This window comes from Pseudochrobactrum albidum (assembly GCF_051851455.1).
Lineage (GTDB): Bacteria > Pseudomonadota > Alphaproteobacteria > Rhizobiales > Rhizobiaceae > Pseudochrobactrum.
In genome coordinates this window covers 23,331-39,136 of record NZ_JBPVTR010000024.1, presented here as the reverse complement: position 1 = coordinate 39,136, position 15,806 = coordinate 23,331, and the positions used below count along the sequence as shown (strand labels likewise).

Genomic DNA, 15,806 nt, shown 5'->3' with positions numbered 1-15,806 from the left:
TCGGTTTGAAGACAGGTTATTTTTTCATGAGTACACTGGTTCTTCAGACGGCGGGCGGCATAATCGGCGGGTTGTTTGGTCCCGTAGGCGCGGCTATCGGCAGTGCTGTTGGAGCAATGGGCGGTTATATGGTTGATACCGCTCTGATTAATTCAACACGGCGTATTGAGGGGCCGCGTCTTACCGCCACCCGCCCGATGCAGGCAGAGGAAGGGGCGAGCCTGCCTGCTGTTTACGGTACAATGCGTGTCGGCGGTATCTTGATCTGGGCAACGCGTTTTGAAGAACAGAAAACCACCACCCGTCAGGGCGGTAAGGGCGGAGGACCCAAAACCACCACTTACAGCTATTATGCCAATGCTGCCTTTGCTGTGGCGCAGGGCGAGATTTCCGGCATCCGGCGGATATGGGCAGATGGGAAAGAACTTGATCAGACACAGGTCACAATCCGTATTTACAACGGCTCGGAAACACAGCAGCCAGATCCTTTGATTGAAGCCCGGCAGGGTAAAGGCAAGGCGCCCGCCTATCGTGGCACAGCCTATGTGGTGTTTGAACGTCTGCCCATTGATGCTTATGGTAACCGGTTGCCATTGCTGCAATTTGAGGTGATGCGCAATGTGGGCAGGCTTGCACAGGATATTCAGGCGGTGGCACTCATCCCCGGTGCAACCGAATTTGGTTTGTCGCCGCATACTGTGCGCGATGAGCCGCGCCCCGGTGAAACAAGGGCGCTTAACCGCAATAATCTTCGTGCCAAAAGTGACTGGACAGCATCGCTGGATGAGTTGCAGGCGCTTTGCCCCAATCTGAAAAGCGTGGCGCTGATTGTGCCGTGGTTTGGCACAGATCTGCGTGCAGGCGCATGCCGGATTTTACCCGGTGTTACCACGCGTGGCGCACGAAAACCAAGCCATCATTGGCGGGTTGGAACAACTGGCCGCACAGCTGCCCATCTGATTTCTGATAACGGAACAGAAAAGGCCTATGGCGGCACACCTGCCGATTTTTCTGTTATTGCCGCGATTAAAGATGCCAGAAAACGCGGGCTTAAGGTCACGCTTTATCCGTTTATTATGATGGATATTCCGGCAGATAATCAACTGCCGGCACTAGATGGGCAGGGTTTTCAGCCGGCTTATCCCTGGCGTGGCAGAATAGGTTTGCCGGAAGGAACCGATAAAACACCGGATGCAGGAACCCAACTTGAGCATTTTTTCAACGGTATCTGGGGCTATAGACGGTTCATCCGTCATTATATTGATCTTGCCCGTAATGCGGGCGGTGTGGATGCATTTCTGATCGGCTCGGAATTGCGCGGTCTCACGCAGATCCGTGATGAAAATAATGGATTTCCTTTTGTCAGCCATCTTTGTGAACTGGCTGAGACTGCACGCAGTGTTTTAGGTGCCGGGTGCAAGATTACCTATGGTGCCGATTGGTCGGAATATTTTGGCTATCATCCGCAGGATGGTAGCGGAGATGTCTATTTCCATCTTGATCCGCTCTGGGCGCATCCGGCCATTGATGCCATCGGCATAGATAATTATATGCCCTTGAGCGATTGGCGCGATGGCGATGAGCGCAGCATTGATCCTGCCCTGCCGCCTTCCGCTTATGATGAAAACGCTCTGCAAAATGCTGTTGCAGGCGGTGAGGGCTATGACTGGTATTATGCCTCGGATAAAGACCGGCAGGAGCGTAAGCGCACGGCTATAACCGACGGGCTGGCTGGAAAGCCCTGGATATTCCGCTATAAGGATTTGCGCTCATGGTGGCAAAATCAACATTTTAACCGCATTAATGGTGCAGAAGAGGCCCAGCCGACAGCATGGCAACCTATGTCTAAGCCCTTCTGGTTTACTGAGCTGGGCTGTGCAGCAGTTGATAAGGGGCCAAACCAGCCTAATGTGTTTCCTGATCCGAAATCCTCAGAAAATGCCGCTCCCTATTTTTCAGACGGTTCGCGCAGTGACCTTGCGCCGGATCGCTTTTTGCGTGCCCATTATGCTTATTGGAGCAGACCCGGCGGCCATAATCCGGTTTCGCCGTTTTATGGCGGTGCCATGCTTGATATATCGCAGATTTATGTCTGGGCGTGGGATACGCGTCCGTTTCCGGAATATCCGCTCAAGGCCGATATCTGGGGCGATGCGGCTAATTGGTCAACCGGCCACTGGCTTAACGGGCGCTTGAGTGGTGTGGCGCTGGATGAATTGCTGTTGGCTCTGTTGAAAGATTTCGGACTTGACGGCTTGGCGGATTGCAGTGGTGTGGAGGGCTATCTCTCCGGTTATGTTGCGGATAGTCCGTCCAGTGGCAGGGCATTGCTTGAGCCGCTAATGGATATATTCGGCCTTGTCGCTTTTGAGAGGGCTGATGAACAGCAAAGGCTGATTTTTCGCAACCTTTCACGGCGCATACAACCGGTTATATTGCAGGATTATGTGCTTGAAAGCGATAATCAGTGGCCGTTGCGTATACTGGAAGATGCTGAAGAACTGCCCGCCAGTGCTGAACTCTATTTTAATGATCCCTTACGCGATTATCAGCCGGCCAGTGCGCTTGCGCAGAAAAGCGGCTGGCAACGGGCAGGCAATGAAAGCTTGTCCTTACCCGCGGCAATGGAAAATGGACAGGCGCAGGGGCTGGCGGAAATCTGGCTGGAGAGAAAACGTGCAGAGCGCCGCATCCTCAGTTTTTCTGTACCATGGGCACAGGCCAGCTTGACAATTGGCGACAGGGTGCGGCTGCCGGAGCTTTCAGGAAATCGTGACTATATTATTACGCATTTTGAGGATGGGGAGGCAAGACGGGCAAAGGCTGTGGCACTGGCACCGGTATTACGCCGCCCGGATCGCAGCCGTATACCTGTGTTGCAACCTTCTGAAAGCGGGCAGATAGCTGGGCCGCCTTTGTTCTATATGCTTGACCTGCCACTTTGGCCGGGGGCGGAAAATGTGCAGGATCAGTTTCGCATTGCCTGTTATACAAAACCCTGGCGAGAAATTGCGCTTTATGCCTCACCGGAAGATAATAATTATAAATTGCGCAGGGTGGTGCCATTTACGGCAACCATGGGAGAATTGCAGAGCGAATTGCCGCCCGCTGCAAGCGGGCGCTTCATGCATCGGCAGAGCTTTGATGTGAGATTATACCGCGGAGAGCTGCACTCACAAACACGCACGCAGATTCTCAATGGTGCCAATAGCGCATTGTTGCAGGCTGGTGCCGGACAATGGGAAATTATGCAGTTTTTGCATGCAGAGGAAATTGCCGCAGATGTCTGGCGGTTGCATGGTTTGCTGCGTGGTCAATTGGGCAGTGAGGCTGAAGCTGCAATCACAAAACCAGTGGGAACAGCATTTATTTTGCTGGATGATAATGTGCTGCCGGCAGGCCTGCATCAGTCTGAGAACGGGCTGGTGCTGAACTGGCGGGCAGGCGCTGTGGCAAGTGATTTTACCGATGAATATTTTCAGACGCAACAAAGCGCGGGCGGGATGAAAGCCTTGCAGCCTTTATCGCCGGTCCATTTGCGTTACAAAAAAACCGCAAGCGGAAATATTGTCTTCTGCTGGATCAGGCGTGGCCGCATTGATGTTGACAACTGGATTGGTGAAGATATTCCGTTGGGTGAACAGGTGGAAAAATATCAGGTTTCCCTTTGGCAAAGCGGAGAGCTCGTGCATAAAACTGATGTGGCAGAGCCGTTATTTGTTTACTCACATGCTATGCAGACGGAAAACGGCATTGCTGAAAATGCACAACTTACATTCCGTGTTGCGCAAATCAGCCAGGCCTATGGTGCGGGCGCAGCTGCAGAATTGGCATTCACCTTGTGAACGTGCGGATCTTGCATGTTTTTTAAAAAATTGCAGCTATGCCGCAGATAACAAGTCTTTCGTTTTTTTAAAACAAATGCTAACGAAAGAACAAATTATGTGCTGAACAAAAATTGTCTTGTGCACGATATTGTTCATTCAACATTCAGGTATAAAGCGTTAAAGTGAGCGTTATGATGACACAAAAACGAGTTCGCACATTTTTCGCTGCTTCTGTTCTGCTGGCCGCTTCGCTCGGTTCGGTTCTGACAAGTACAGCTACTTCAGCGGGCGCAGCCAGCCTGCTCAAACATAACGCTGCCGGTTTGCAAAATGCGCGGGCAGCGGTTTCGAAAAAGCCGGTATTGCATTTGGTTGCAGGCGATTGTGCGGCTATTGGTCAGCAGGTTGCTGCGCAGCAAGGCGGCACACTGACCAAGGCGACAGCCGCGGTTCAGAACGGGGCGCCGGTTTGTATTGTTGTCGTTCTGGTTCCGGGGCGTGATGGCGAGCGTCCGCGCCGTGTGGAAGTGGCTGTTCCTGCCAAATAAATATTGCTGTTGCCTGTATTGCTGCCGTTATCATTAACGGCGGCATATTTTGTATAGTGCTGGGCTGCAATCTTTGCGCATACCGGTTATATTGCTGTTATGTTTTCTTCTGTCAAATCTGAAAAGGCTTGCTGATGCGAATTCTGATTGTTGAAGACGATAAAGATCTCAATCGTCAGTTGGCAGAGGCGTTGCGCGATGCGGATTATGTGGTTGATTGCGCCTTTGACGGGGAAGAAGGCCATTTTCTCGGCGATACGGAGCCTTATGATGCGGTGATTCTGGATATCGGTTTGCCGCAAATGGACGGGATCAGTGTGGTGGAGCGCTGGAGACGGGAAGGACGCACCATGCCGGTGCTGATGCTCACAGCACGCGACCGCTGGAGTGACAAGGTGGCGGGGATTGATGCCGGCGCCGATGATTATGTGGCCAAGCCTTTCCATATTGAAGAAGTATTGGCGCGGTTGCGCGCACTCATCCGCCGTGCAGCCGGGCATGCTTCTTCTGAAATAAGTTGCGGGCGGCTGGTTCTCGATACAAAAGCCTCCAAGGCAACTGTTGACGGTATGGCGCTCAAACTGACATCCCATGAGTTTCGCCTTTTGTCATATCTCATGCATCATATGGATGAGGTTATCTCCCGAACAGAACTGGTTGAACATCTTTATGATCAGGATTTTGACCGTGATTCCAATACGATTGAAGTATTTGTCGGGCGTCTGCGTAAAAAAATGGGTATCGACCTGATCGAAACCGTGCGCGGCATGGGCTACCGTATCCGTTCGGATGCGGGAGCAAATGACAAAGACAGAAAAGACTGAGATGAAGCGGCTCTCCGGGAAAATATTTATTCTCGGAATGCGCTCTCTGGCGCTGCGTGTGGTTACGCTCTCCACGCTTTGGGTTATTATCGCGCTTGTGGTGGTGGCAACATTAATTCAGTCGCTTTATCAGGATGCGGCTGAGCGCAGCTTTCAGCGCCTTCTTTCCGCACATCTTTACAGTCTTGTTGGTGCTGTGAGCCTGACCCCGCAAGGCGAATTGCACGGCCGCCCGGAACTGGGAGAAATTCGCTATGCCAGTCCCGGCTCCGGCTGGTATTGGTCGGTTGATCCGGTAACGCCCGCAGTCAAAGGGCATTTAAGATCGGTTTCGATGGGAGGCAAAATCATCCCCGTCAAATCAGTGTCTGAGGAGCCTTTTGATCAGTCATTCATGCGCAGCTATCTTGTCAGGACTGCTGGGGGGGAAGATCTCTCTGTGGTTGAAACAGAAGTTGTTCTTGACAGCACCGATAAGATTGCGCGTTTCAGGGTTATCGGCAATCTTGATGAGGTAAGGGAAGAGGTCGGGGATTTTCGCAACCGGCTTTATGCTTATTTAGGCATTTTTGGCCTTGGCAGTATTCTTATCAATGCAGCGATTATTCTGTTTGGTTTGCGGCCGCTTGATCATGTGCGCCATACTCTTGCCGATATTCGGGAGGGACGCAGCAACCGTGTGGATACAGATCTGCCGCTGGAAATTGCGCCGCTTGCACAGGAAATGAATGCGTTGATTGAAAATAATCATCGTATTGTTGAGCGTTCGCGCACGCAGGTTGGTAATCTTGCGCATTCGCTGAAAACCCCGCTCTCAGTGCTGGTAAATGAAGGGCGCAATATTGGCGGGCGGCAGGGGCATATTGTGATTGAGCAAAGCAATGCCATGCAGGTGCAAATCCAGCATTATTTGCAGCGGGCAAGAATTGCCGCACAACGGGATAGTGTTGTGTTTCGTGCACCGGTAACGCCGGTTCTGGTACGCATGATAAGGGTTACTGAAAAACTGAATCCTCATATGAAAATCAGCTTTTCCAACCTGTTGCCGGAGGCGGTTTTTGCCGGTGAAAAGGAGGATCTGGAAGAGATTGCCGGCAATATTATGGAAAATGCCGGTAAATGGGGAAAAACACATATTCATATAACCTTGCATAAGTCTGAGTTGATGCCGGCCGCATTTGATATGATTATTGAAGATGACGGGCCGGGATTGCCGCCAGAGCAGATCGCCGAGGCTCTTAAACGTGGTAAACGTATTGATGAGAGCAAGCCCGGAACCGGGCTGGGGCTGGCGATTGTGCAGGATACTGTGCGTGAATATGGCGGCCAATTGGCACTTGCAAAGGGTAAGCTTGGCGGGCTGGCGGTAAAAATAACACTGCCGCTGGTTGAAAATTGATTTTTTGCCTTTATCTGTCGTCGGGAGTAAAAGCCTGCCCGGATGGTTTCATGATTCAGTCGTAATCATCTAAAGGAATTGTATATTTTGTGATATTGTGGAAATGATTGCAGTCTGCGCAGGTCATTGTCATATTATCGCGTAAAATGTTTTTGACAGGATATTGTATTGCTCATGAGGTCGTTTTTCGCAGTTATATTGCGCAGGTTTGTTGTTATTCTGCCGTTTTTTGTTCTTGCAGCCTGTTCCTCTGTGTCTGGCTTTAAAGTGCCGGTTTTGTCTGCAGGCGGCGCGCAGGGTTCAGCTTCTGTCAGCAATAAAGTGCTGGCTCCTATGGGGAATGGCATTCTCGGAAATCTTGCGGCACAGCTTGCACCGTCTGACCGCCGCGCGGCAATTGAGGCAGAATATAAGGCGCTGGAATATGCCCCCAAAGGCACAGCTATCAGCTGGAAAGGGCGCTCAGGCACAGCTTCCGGCGAGGTGGTTGCCGCACAGCCATATCAGGTTGGCTCCCAGAACTGCCGTCAATACAGCCATAATGTCATAATTGACGGTGCGCCGCAGACAATGCGCGGCACTGCCTGCCGCAATGAAGACGGCAGCTGGTCCCCGCTGACATAATATTCAGCCTGATATCATTTTTCTGCGGGTGATTCTGCACGGTTATGAAAGGCTTGTTTTAAAGCTCAGGCCTTTCAAGCTGAATTTGTCTGCTGATATTTTTATTGTTGATGCCGTTATGGGCTGGCAAAACAATCGTTCATTTGCGGCCAAATGACCTATATGCATTTAATTCTGCGTCAGGCAGTTGGATTTATGGTGCAGGCAGATTAAGTCTCCGTCATGGATTTCTGGCTTATATCAACACTCTTAACCTTTGTTGCAATTCTGATTGTTATGTTGCCCCTGACACGAAAAGATGGCGTGTCGCAGGCGCAGGACAATGAGGACAGGTCTGTCTATATTCAGCAGTTGAAAGAGGTGGAATCTGATCTGGCGCGCGGCTTGCTTGATGAGCAGTCGGCGGAGCAGGCACGGCTGGAAATATCGCGCCGTATTTTGCAGAATGAGCGTAAACAGGCCAATAAAAGCGCATCTGAAAATAAAGATGAAGCATCAGGCGGCAGGAATTATATATTCAGCCGCAGTGCGCGTTTAACTGTTATTATCGTCTTGCTGTTTATTCCGGCCGTGAGCTGGGGGCTTTATGCCATGACCGGCTCACCGGATCTGCCCGCTCAGCCTTTGGCAGAGCGCCGCGCCAATAATAATCTTCAGGAGAAAAAAGCAGCTGATCTGATTGCGCAGGCTGAGGCACATCTGAAAAACACGCCGGATGACGGGCGGGGCTGGGCGATTTTGGCGCCGGTTTATTTGCGGCTTGGGCGCGTGGATGACGCGGTTAATGCCTATCGCAAGGCTTTGCAATTGCTTGGTGATGATACAGAACGCCTGATCGGCCTTGGGGAGGCGCTGATTGTGCAGGCGCAGGGCAGTGTTACAGAGGAAGCATTGCGGCTTTTTGAAAAAGCCGGCAAGCTTGATCCTGTCGATTTGCGCCCGCCGTTAATGCAGGCGCGTGCCTATATGCAGGCAGGTAAAGCCGATGCGGCAATTGCCGTGTTGCAGAAAATGCTTGATACTGCGCCTGAAAATGCACCATGGCGCGCCGATATTGCCCAGGCTATTACCAATATAAAGTCCACAGGCGGGGTTTCTGCGCCGGCGGGCAGTCTTGCTGCATCGCAGGCTCCGGTTGCACCTCGCGGTCCGACACAGGCCGATATTGAAGCCGCCGCACAGCTTGATGAACAGGGGCGCAAGGATATGATCCGCTCTATGGTGGATGGCCTTGCAGAAAAATTGCGTGAAAATCCATCGGATGCGGCAGGCTGGCAACGCTTGATCCGCGCTTATATGGTGATGGGAGAGCGTGAAAAAGCGCTTGATGCTTTGCGCAATGCTATAAAATCTTTACCGGAAGAAGATGCCAAAAGACTGCGGGAGACAGCCATGCAGTCTGGTCTTGATGTGAGCGGAGTTTTAAAATGACCCATAGTCAGCTTTCTGCACCAACATCTGCAAAATCTCAAATTTCTGGCATGATGCGGAGCCGCAAGCGTAAGCGTCTTATTTTGATCTCTGTGGCAATGGGGGTTCTGGCGCTTGCCGTGGCTTTGGTTCTGATCGCCTTCAGCCAGGATATCCGCTATTTCAGAACGCCGGATGATGTTACAGCGGAGGATATTGCTTCCGGCGCACGTTTCCGTCTTGGCGGGTTGGTTGAGGCCGGTTCAGTGGTGCGCGGCACTGATAAACATGTACGTTTTGCCGTAACAGATACGCTCAAACAGGTTACTGTTACCTATGAGGGTATTTTGCCTGATCTTTTTCGGGAGGGGCAGGGTGTTGTGGCGGAAGGCCGCTTTACACCCGATGGCGTGTTTGTTGCCGATAATGTGCTGGCAAAACATGATGAGAATTATATGCCCAAGGATGTTGCTGACAGCCTGAAGGAAAAGGGCGTCTGGGAAGGCAAATATTAATCCGTATTTTTACGGCATTCTGGCAGAAAACGGAAATATTTTAATATCTTATAATTAGCGGCCAGTGCAGCAGGAAAAAACAATGAGCGTTGAGATCGGACATTTCGCCCTTGTACTGGCATTGGCACTGGCGCTGGTGCAGTCGGTTTTGCCGGTCATTGGTGCAAGACGCAATGATATTCGTCTGATGAGTGTGGCTGAGCCTTGTGCAGCGGCCATATTTGCCTTGCTTTTGCTGGCTTCTGCCATGTTGGTGCATGCCTATATCGTTTCAGATTTTTCCGTACTCAATGTGGCGGAAAATTCACATTCCATGAAGCCGCTGCTCTATAAGATAACCGGCGTATGGGGCAATCATGAAGGCTCTATGCTGCTTTGGGTGCTTATTCTTGCTTTTTTCAGTGCTCTGGTTGCGGTTTTTGGTGGTAATCTGCCGCAAAGCCTGCGTGCCAATGTATTGGCCGTGCAGGCATGGATTGCCACGGCATTTTTAAGTTTCATCATTCTCACATCAAATCCGTTTATACGGCTTTTTCCCGCCCCTGTCGAAGGGCAGGATCTTAATCCTATCCTGCAGGATATCGGGCTGGCGGTGCATCCGCCGCTGCTTTATCTTGGCTATGTGGGCTTTTCTGTTTGTTTTTCTTTTGCTGTTGCGGCGCTGATTGACGGGCGTATTGATGCGGCATGGGCACGCTGGGTGCGGCCGTGGACTTTGACAGCATGGATTTTTCTCACCGGCGGCATTTCAATGGGCTCTTATTGGGCTTATTATGAACTGGGCTGGGGGGGCTGGTGGTTCTGGGATCCGGTGGAGAATGCTTCTTTCATGCCCTGGCTGATTGGTACGGCGCTTTTGCATTCGGCCATCGTGATGGAAAAGCGCGGCGCATTGAAAATCTGGACAATTCTTCTGGCGCTTCTTACCTTCTCCCTGTCGTTGCTTGGCACATTTCTTGTGCGTTCAGGTGTGCTGACATCTGTGCACAGTTTTGCCACCGATCCCGGGCGCGGTTTGTTTATTCTCGCCATTCTGGTGTTTTTTATTGGCGGCTCGCTGGCTTTGTTTGCCTTGCGTGCACAGGCCCTGACAACCGGCAGCCTGTTTCAGCCGGTTTCACGGGAGGGCACCTTGGTGCTCAATAACCTGCTTTTAAGTACAGCTACCGCGACTGTGTTGATCGGTACACTTTATCCTCTGCTTCTGGAGGCTTTGACCGGAGCAAAAATTTCTGTCGGCGCGCCATTTTTCAATATGACCTTCGGCCCTTTAATGATTCCGCTGCTGGCTGCGGTTCCCTTCGGCCCGCTTATGGCATGGAAGCGCGGCGATCTTTATGCCGTTGCCCAGCGTTTGATGTGGGCTTTTGCAGCATCGCTGATCGTGGCGGGCATGGTGTTGATGCTGATTGACCCGCGCGCGGTCTGGGCGGCAGCCGGTATCGGGCTGGCAGTCTGGGTTATTCTTGGCAGCCTGATGGATATTGTAACCAAGGCCGGATTTGGAAAAATTGAATTTTCGCGTGCGTTTCCGCGTCTGATCGGCCTGCCGCGCTCGGTATTTGGTACGGCTCTTGCACATGCAGGGCTTGGCATAACCCTGCTCGGCATTGTCTCTGTCACCAGTTTTGGCACAGAACAGGTTGTGACTATGCAGCCCGGGGATATTGTGCCGGTTTCAGGTTACAGCCTGCGTTATGACGGGCAGGCGCCGTTTAACGGCCCCAATTATACAGAGGATCAGGGCACATTCACCTTGCTGAATAAAGACGGCAAGCAAATCGGTTCGGTCATGGCCGCAAAACGCGTATATCCCGCACGTAATATGCCAACAACCGAGGCAGGTATTTTAACACGCGGTGTTAATCAATATTATATTGCACTGGGGGATACACTGGATAATGGAAAAACAGTCATCCGTATCTGGTGGAAGCCTTCTGTTACGCTGATCTGGCTTGGCACGCTTGCCATGATGTTTGGCGGTCTTTTGTCACTTCTGGATCGGCGTTTGCGTGTGGGCGCTCCGGCAAAAGCCAAAAAGACGGGCACTAAAAAACCGGCGGAACTGGCAAGGGGTGTATCGTTATGATGATTCAATGCCTTTTGCGCCCTGTTTTATCTCTTAGCCGCATATTGGTGCTTGCTGTTGCGGTGCTGGTAGCAGCACCTTTTACAACAATTGAGGCACTGGCGGTTAATCCGGATGAAGTGCTCAGTGATCCGGCCTTGGAAAAGCGTGCGCGCCATCTTTCTGCCGGTGTGCGCTGCATGGTCTGCCAGAACCAGTCGATTGATGATTCTGATGCGGATCTGGCGCGGGATTTGCGCCTTCTTGTGCGTGAAAGACTGGTGAAAGGTGATACGGATGACGAGGTGCTGGATTATCTGGTATCGCGTTATGGTGAATTTGTACTGTTGAAACCGCGTTTTGAGGCACGCACAATATTGCTGTGGAGCTTTCCGGTTCTGGTATTGCTGGGCGGTATCGCTATCATCTGGCTGTCAAGGCGCAAGGCTGTTTCTGCGCCATCGCATCTTGTTCCTCTGACAGAGGAAGAAAAGCAGCATTTGCAAAATTTGCTGGACGGCAAGTAAACTTTATTTTGCGCGTGGCTTGCGCAACCTTACCAAAAATTCATGTTTTAGAAATTTTCCGGTAATGTTCAATGAATTATCTCTTGTTCGGAACAGTTGATAAGCTGGCCGGACGGTTTTGATGAAAACAGGAATCACCGGCACCGCTCCAATTTTTGTTTTGTCGCATTGTCCGGACGCAATATGGTCACACATTCTTGCTGGAAATGCTTGACAGGTAACCTGCCTTTTCAGGAGATATTGAATGTTTGAAAATAAACTATCTTCAAAACGTGGTCTTATCCGCATTTTTATGTCCTGCGCATTGGCGGGAACAATTTTGGCCGCAGGCCCCGTGGCATCTTTAACTGCAGCCCATGCTGCGCCGGTGAGTGTTACGGCGCCGGCACAACCCGGCTTTGCTGAATTGGTAGAGAAGGTTCGTCCGGCTGTTGTCAGCGTGCGGGTAAAGAGCAATGTGCAAAATGCGCGTAATGATCGCCTGCAGATGTTTGGTGAAGGGTTTGACCAGTTGCCGGATGGCCACCCGCTGAAGCGGTTTTTCAAGGAATTTGGCAGTCCTTTCGGTCCTGATGGTGAAAAAGCGCGGCCGAACAAGCGCCAGAAACGCGGTGATCGCGGCCATGCCCGTCCGTTTGCGCAGGGCTCTGGTTTTTTCATTTCTGAAGATGGCTATCTGGTTACCAATAACCATGTTGTAGCCGATGGCGATGCTTTTTCCGTTGTGCTGGATGATGGTACAGAGCTTGATGCCAGATTGATCGGCAAGGATCCCCGCACGGATCTGGCTGTGCTGAAAGTGGATGCCAAGCGCAAATTCACCTATGTTGCTTTTGATGATGATGAGAACAATGTCAAGGTGGGCGACTGGGTTGTAGCTGTCGGTAATCCGTTTGGCCTTGGCGGCACTGTAACCGCCGGTATTGTTTCTGCCCGTGGCCGTGATATCGGCGCCGGCCCTTATGATGATTTTCTGCAGATTGATGCGGCAGTAAACAAGGGCAATTCCGGCGGCCCTGCCTTTGATCTTTCCGGCAAAGTGGTTGGCATTAATACGGCAATTTTCTCGCCCTCCGGTGGCAGTGTTGGTATTGCTTTTGCCATTCCCGCATCAACAGCCAGCAAGGTTGTGGATCAGCTGATCAAGAAGGGAACAGTGGAGCGCGGCTGGATCGGCGTGCAGATACAGCCTGTTACCAAGGAGATTGCAGAATCTGTCGGCCTGTCTGAAGATAAAGGTGCAATTGTTGCGGAACCGCAGGCTGATGGCCCTGCCGCCAAGGCAGGCATTGTTGCCGGTGATGTGATCACAGCCGTTAATGATGAGCCTGTAAAGGATTCACGCGATCTGGCGCGTAAGATTGCCGCGATTAATCCGGGTGAGAAGGCAAATCTTACAATCTGGCGCAAGGGCAAGGCTCAAACTGTCAGCGTTGATATTAAAGCCTATCCGGATGATCAGAAACAGGGCGGCAAGAGCGCCTCTTCCTCAACGCAACAGGGTGAGGAAAGCCTTGATGATTATGGCTTGACAGTCACACCTGATGAAAGCGGCAAAGGTGTTGTGGTAACAGATGTTGATCCGGACAGTGATGCGGCTGATAAGGGCATCCGCGCGGGTGATACGATTATCACAGTTAATAATAAGGAAGTAAAATCTGCCTCTGATGTAAATGCTGCAATTAATGATGCAGTGAAAAGCGGCCGCAAGGCTGTGCTGATGCAGGTGCAGAGCAATGGCCAGAACCGCTTTGTTGCCCTGCCGGTTGATCAGGGCTGATAGGGCACTGAAAAGGCGATAAAACATAAAAAGGCGGGGCTTGCAGGTTCCGCCTTTTTAATCATGATGCGGTTGAAAAAAGCCGCATGTGCCACAATGTGGCATAATGCAGGTGCTGACAGGTTTGCGGATAAGAGGATAAAGCGGCTATGCGCATTCTTATTATTGAAGATGACCGTGAAGCGGCGCGTTATCTGGAAAAAGCCTTTGCTGAAGCCGGACATATTGCCGATATTGCCGGTGATGGTGAAACCGGCTTTGCGCTGGCAGAAAGCAATAATTATGATGTGCTCATTATTGACCGCATGCTGCCAAGGCGCGACGGGCTTTCGGTTATAGCCGGTTTGCGTGCACAGGGGCTGACCACGCCGGCACTCATTCTTTCAGCTCTTGGTCAGGTGGATGACCGTGTAACGGGTTTGCGCGCTGGCGGTGATGATTATCTGACCAAGCCTTATGCTTTCTCCGAGCTTCTGGCACGGGTTGAGGTGTTGCAGCGCCGTGTCAGCCCCAAAGAGGCGGATACGGTTTATCGTGTTGGTGATCTGGAGCTTGATCGCTTGTCTCATACGGCGCGGCGCGGAACCAAGGATATCAATCTGCAGCCGCGTGAATTTCGCCTGTTGGAATATCTGATGCGCCATGCCGGACAGGTGGTTACCCGCACCATGCTGCTGGAAAATGTGTGGGATTATCATTTTGATCCGCAAACCAATGTGATTGATGTGCATATTTCCCGTTTACGGGCAAAAATCGAAAAAGATTTTGATGAGCCGTTGCTTCATACAGTGCGCGGTGCCGGCTATATGCTCAAAGCCGGTGCACCTGCAGGCAAAAGCAAAACAGCGGAAATATTCTGATGAGCAGGCTTGGCGCATTGTTGCGCACAACAGCTTTCCGGTTATCGGTGCTTTATCTTTTGTTGTTTTTGCTCAGTGCTATGGCATTGTTTTTTTATATGACCAATTTGTCGGTCAATTTTTTAACGGCGCAAACCCAAAAGGCATTACTGGACGAGGTTACCAATATTACCGGCGCTTATGAGCGCGGCGGCATACCGACACTGGTGCGCAGTATTGACCGGCGCTCACGCCAGCCCGGTGCGTTTCTTTATCTTATTACCGATTCTGCTGGCCGGATTCTTGCCGGCAATGTCGAGAGCCTTGAACCCGGCGTATTGGATAATAGCGGCATGTCTGAACGCCCTTTTTCCTATATGCGCTATGGCGAGCAGAATAATGCACGCAAACATAAGGCGATTGCCATTGTGCTTGCCATGCCAAACGGCATGCGTGTGCTGGTCGGCCGTGATCTGGGGGAGCCAGAACTATTTCGGGATATTATGCGCCGCGCTTTGGTGCTGGCGCTTGGCATTATGGCGGCAGGGGCATTTCTTATCTGGTATTTTGTTGGCCGCCGCGCCTTGCTGCGCCTCAAGCAGCTTTCCACATCATCACAGCGCATTATGGCAGGGGATTTGGGCGAGCGCCTTCCTGTCAGCGGATCCGGCGATGAATTTGACCGGTTGTCGTTAAATCTCAATGCCATGCTGGGGCGCATTGAGGAGCTGAATGACGGGCTGAAACATGTGTCTGATAATATTGCCCATGATCTGAAAACCCCGCTGACGCGCTTGCGTAATAAAGCAGAAGCCACCTTGTCCGGCGTTGGTGAAAGCGCCGAATATCGCGCGGCATTGGAGGATATTATTGCTGAATCTGATCAGCTTATCCGTACATTCAACGCTATTTTGATGATCTCGCGGCTGGAGGCGGGCTATTCTTCAGAAACAATGGAAATATTGCCGGTTCAACCGGTTTTGCAGGATGTGTGCGAGCTTTATGAACCCGTGGCGGAAGATGCCGGCCTGCGTCTGATTACTGAAATGGATGAGGATATCAGCCTGCGGATCAATCGCGAATTATTGGGGCAGACAATCTCAAACCTGATTGATAATGCGATTAAATATGCACAGCCGGATGAAAATAACAGTGGCAATGGCACTTTGCCGGCCATCACAATTGCCATGAAACGCGCTGGCAATCAGGTGCTGATCAGCGTGGCCGATCAGGGAACAGGCATTCCGGAAGATATGCGTGAGCAGGCAACCGAGCGTTTTGTCCGTTTGGAGGAAAGCCGCACCCGCCCCGGTTCCGGCCTTGGCCTCAGCCTTGTAAAGGCAGTGATGAAACTGCATGGCGGCAGCCTTAAACTGGAAGATAATCAACCGGGCTTGCGTGTTGTGCTTGCTTTTCCTGTGCCGGATGAGACAAAACAATAAATT

12 protein-coding genes are annotated in these 15,806 nt (G+C 51.5%); all 12 read left to right on the top strand.

Annotated features, from left to right (window positions below; translation table 11 throughout):
• The first annotated feature begins 26 nt into the window (after positions 1 to 26).
• The 12 genes from ACSTTO_RS11270 (at position 27) to ACSTTO_RS11215 (ending at position 15,803) form a co-directional block, all read left to right on the top strand.
• The gene (locus ACSTTO_RS11270; protein WP_439273312.1) at positions 27 to 3,845 is read left to right on the top strand and encodes a baseplate multidomain protein megatron; all 3,819 of its coding nucleotides are present in this window, start codon (positions 27 to 29) and stop codon (positions 3,843 to 3,845) included.
• A gap of 173 nt (positions 3,846 to 4,018) precedes the next feature.
• Positions 4,019 to 4,375, top strand: a complete 357-nt coding sequence (locus ACSTTO_RS11265; RefSeq protein WP_439273311.1) for a hypothetical protein — start codon at positions 4,019 to 4,021, stop codon at positions 4,373 to 4,375.
• Positions 4,376 to 4,509: 134 nt separating this feature from the next.
• Positions 4,510 to 5,199, top strand: a complete 690-nt coding sequence (locus ACSTTO_RS11260; protein ID WP_439273310.1) for a response regulator transcription factor — start codon at positions 4,510 to 4,512, stop codon at positions 5,197 to 5,199.
• Positions 5,200 to 5,287: 88 nt separating this feature from the next.
• Positions 5,288 to 6,598: an ATP-binding protein gene (locus ACSTTO_RS11255; protein ID WP_439273801.1), complete on the top strand. Its 1,311-nt coding sequence runs from the start codon at positions 5,288 to 5,290 to the stop codon at positions 6,596 to 6,598.
• Between the two features lie 174 nt (positions 6,599 to 6,772).
• Complete coding sequence (locus ACSTTO_RS11250; protein ID WP_439273309.1) at positions 6,773 to 7,222, top strand: RT0821/Lpp0805 family surface protein; 450 nt, start codon at positions 6,773 to 6,775, stop codon at positions 7,220 to 7,222.
• Positions 7,223 to 7,444: 222 nt separating this feature from the next.
• The gene (ccmI, locus tag ACSTTO_RS11245) at positions 7,445 to 8,653 is read left to right on the top strand and encodes a c-type cytochrome biogenesis protein CcmI (protein WP_439273308.1); all 1,209 of its coding nucleotides are present in this window, start codon (positions 7,445 to 7,447) and stop codon (positions 8,651 to 8,653) included.
• Between the two features lie 50 nt (positions 8,654 to 8,703).
• Positions 8,704 to 9,147 carry a cytochrome c maturation protein CcmE gene (gene ccmE / locus ACSTTO_RS11240; RefSeq protein WP_439273800.1) on the top strand — a complete coding sequence of 148 codons (444 nt, stop codon included), beginning with the start codon at positions 8,704 to 8,706 and terminating at the stop codon, positions 9,145 to 9,147.
• Positions 9,148 to 9,229: 82 nt separating this feature from the next.
• Complete coding sequence (locus tag ACSTTO_RS11235) at positions 9,230 to 11,236, top strand: heme lyase CcmF/NrfE family subunit (RefSeq protein ID WP_439273307.1); 2,007 nt, start codon at positions 9,230 to 9,232, stop codon at positions 11,234 to 11,236.
• Positions 11,233 to 11,742: a cytochrome c-type biogenesis protein gene (locus ACSTTO_RS11230; RefSeq protein ID WP_439273306.1), complete on the top strand. Its 510-nt coding sequence runs from the start codon at positions 11,233 to 11,235 to the stop codon at positions 11,740 to 11,742. Before ACSTTO_RS11235 ends, ACSTTO_RS11230 begins: the two co-directional genes overlap by 4 nt.
• Before the next feature lie 244 nt (positions 11,743 to 11,986).
• Positions 11,987 to 13,522 (top strand): Do family serine endopeptidase, encoded by a 1,536-nt coding sequence (locus ACSTTO_RS11225; protein ID WP_439273305.1) that lies wholly within the window; start codon positions 11,987 to 11,989, stop codon positions 13,520 to 13,522.
• 149 nt (positions 13,523 to 13,671) lie between these two features.
• The gene (locus ACSTTO_RS11220) at positions 13,672 to 14,382 is read left to right on the top strand and encodes a response regulator transcription factor (RefSeq protein ID WP_439273304.1); all 711 of its coding nucleotides are present in this window, start codon (positions 13,672 to 13,674) and stop codon (positions 14,380 to 14,382) included.
• Positions 14,379 to 15,803: a sensor histidine kinase gene (locus ACSTTO_RS11215; protein WP_439273799.1), complete on the top strand. Its 1,425-nt coding sequence runs from the start codon at positions 14,379 to 14,381 to the stop codon at positions 15,801 to 15,803. The genes ACSTTO_RS11220 and ACSTTO_RS11215 overlap by 4 nt, the downstream gene beginning before the upstream one ends.
• Positions 15,804 to 15,806 lie beyond the last annotated feature (3 nt).

Excerpts from the sequence above, each read along its gene's own strand:
- ACSTTO_RS11270 (WP_439273312.1), top strand. The coding sequence starts at position 27 with ATGAGTACACTGGTTCTTCAGACGGCGGGCGGCATAATCGGCGGGTTG.
- ACSTTO_RS11265 (WP_439273311.1), top strand. The coding sequence starts at position 4,019 with ATGATGACACAAAAACGAGTTCGCACATTTTTCGCTGCTTCTGTTCTG.
- ACSTTO_RS11260 (WP_439273310.1), top strand. The coding sequence starts at position 4,510 with ATGCGAATTCTGATTGTTGAAGACGATAAAGATCTCAATCGTCAGTTG.
- ACSTTO_RS11250 (WP_439273309.1), top strand. The coding sequence starts at position 6,773 with ATGAGGTCGTTTTTCGCAGTTATATTGCGCAGGTTTGTTGTTATTCTG.
- ccmI (WP_439273308.1), top strand. The coding sequence starts at position 7,445 with ATGGATTTCTGGCTTATATCAACACTCTTAACCTTTGTTGCAATTCTG.
- ccmE (WP_439273800.1), top strand. The coding sequence starts at position 8,704 with ATGATGCGGAGCCGCAAGCGTAAGCGTCTTATTTTGATCTCTGTGGCA.
- ACSTTO_RS11235 (WP_439273307.1), top strand. The coding sequence starts at position 9,230 with ATGAGCGTTGAGATCGGACATTTCGCCCTTGTACTGGCATTGGCACTG.
- ACSTTO_RS11230 (WP_439273306.1), top strand. The coding sequence starts at position 11,233 with ATGATGATTCAATGCCTTTTGCGCCCTGTTTTATCTCTTAGCCGCATA.
- ACSTTO_RS11225 (WP_439273305.1), top strand. The coding sequence starts at position 11,987 with ATGTTTGAAAATAAACTATCTTCAAAACGTGGTCTTATCCGCATTTTT.
- ACSTTO_RS11220 (WP_439273304.1), top strand. The coding sequence starts at position 13,672 with ATGCGCATTCTTATTATTGAAGATGACCGTGAAGCGGCGCGTTATCTG.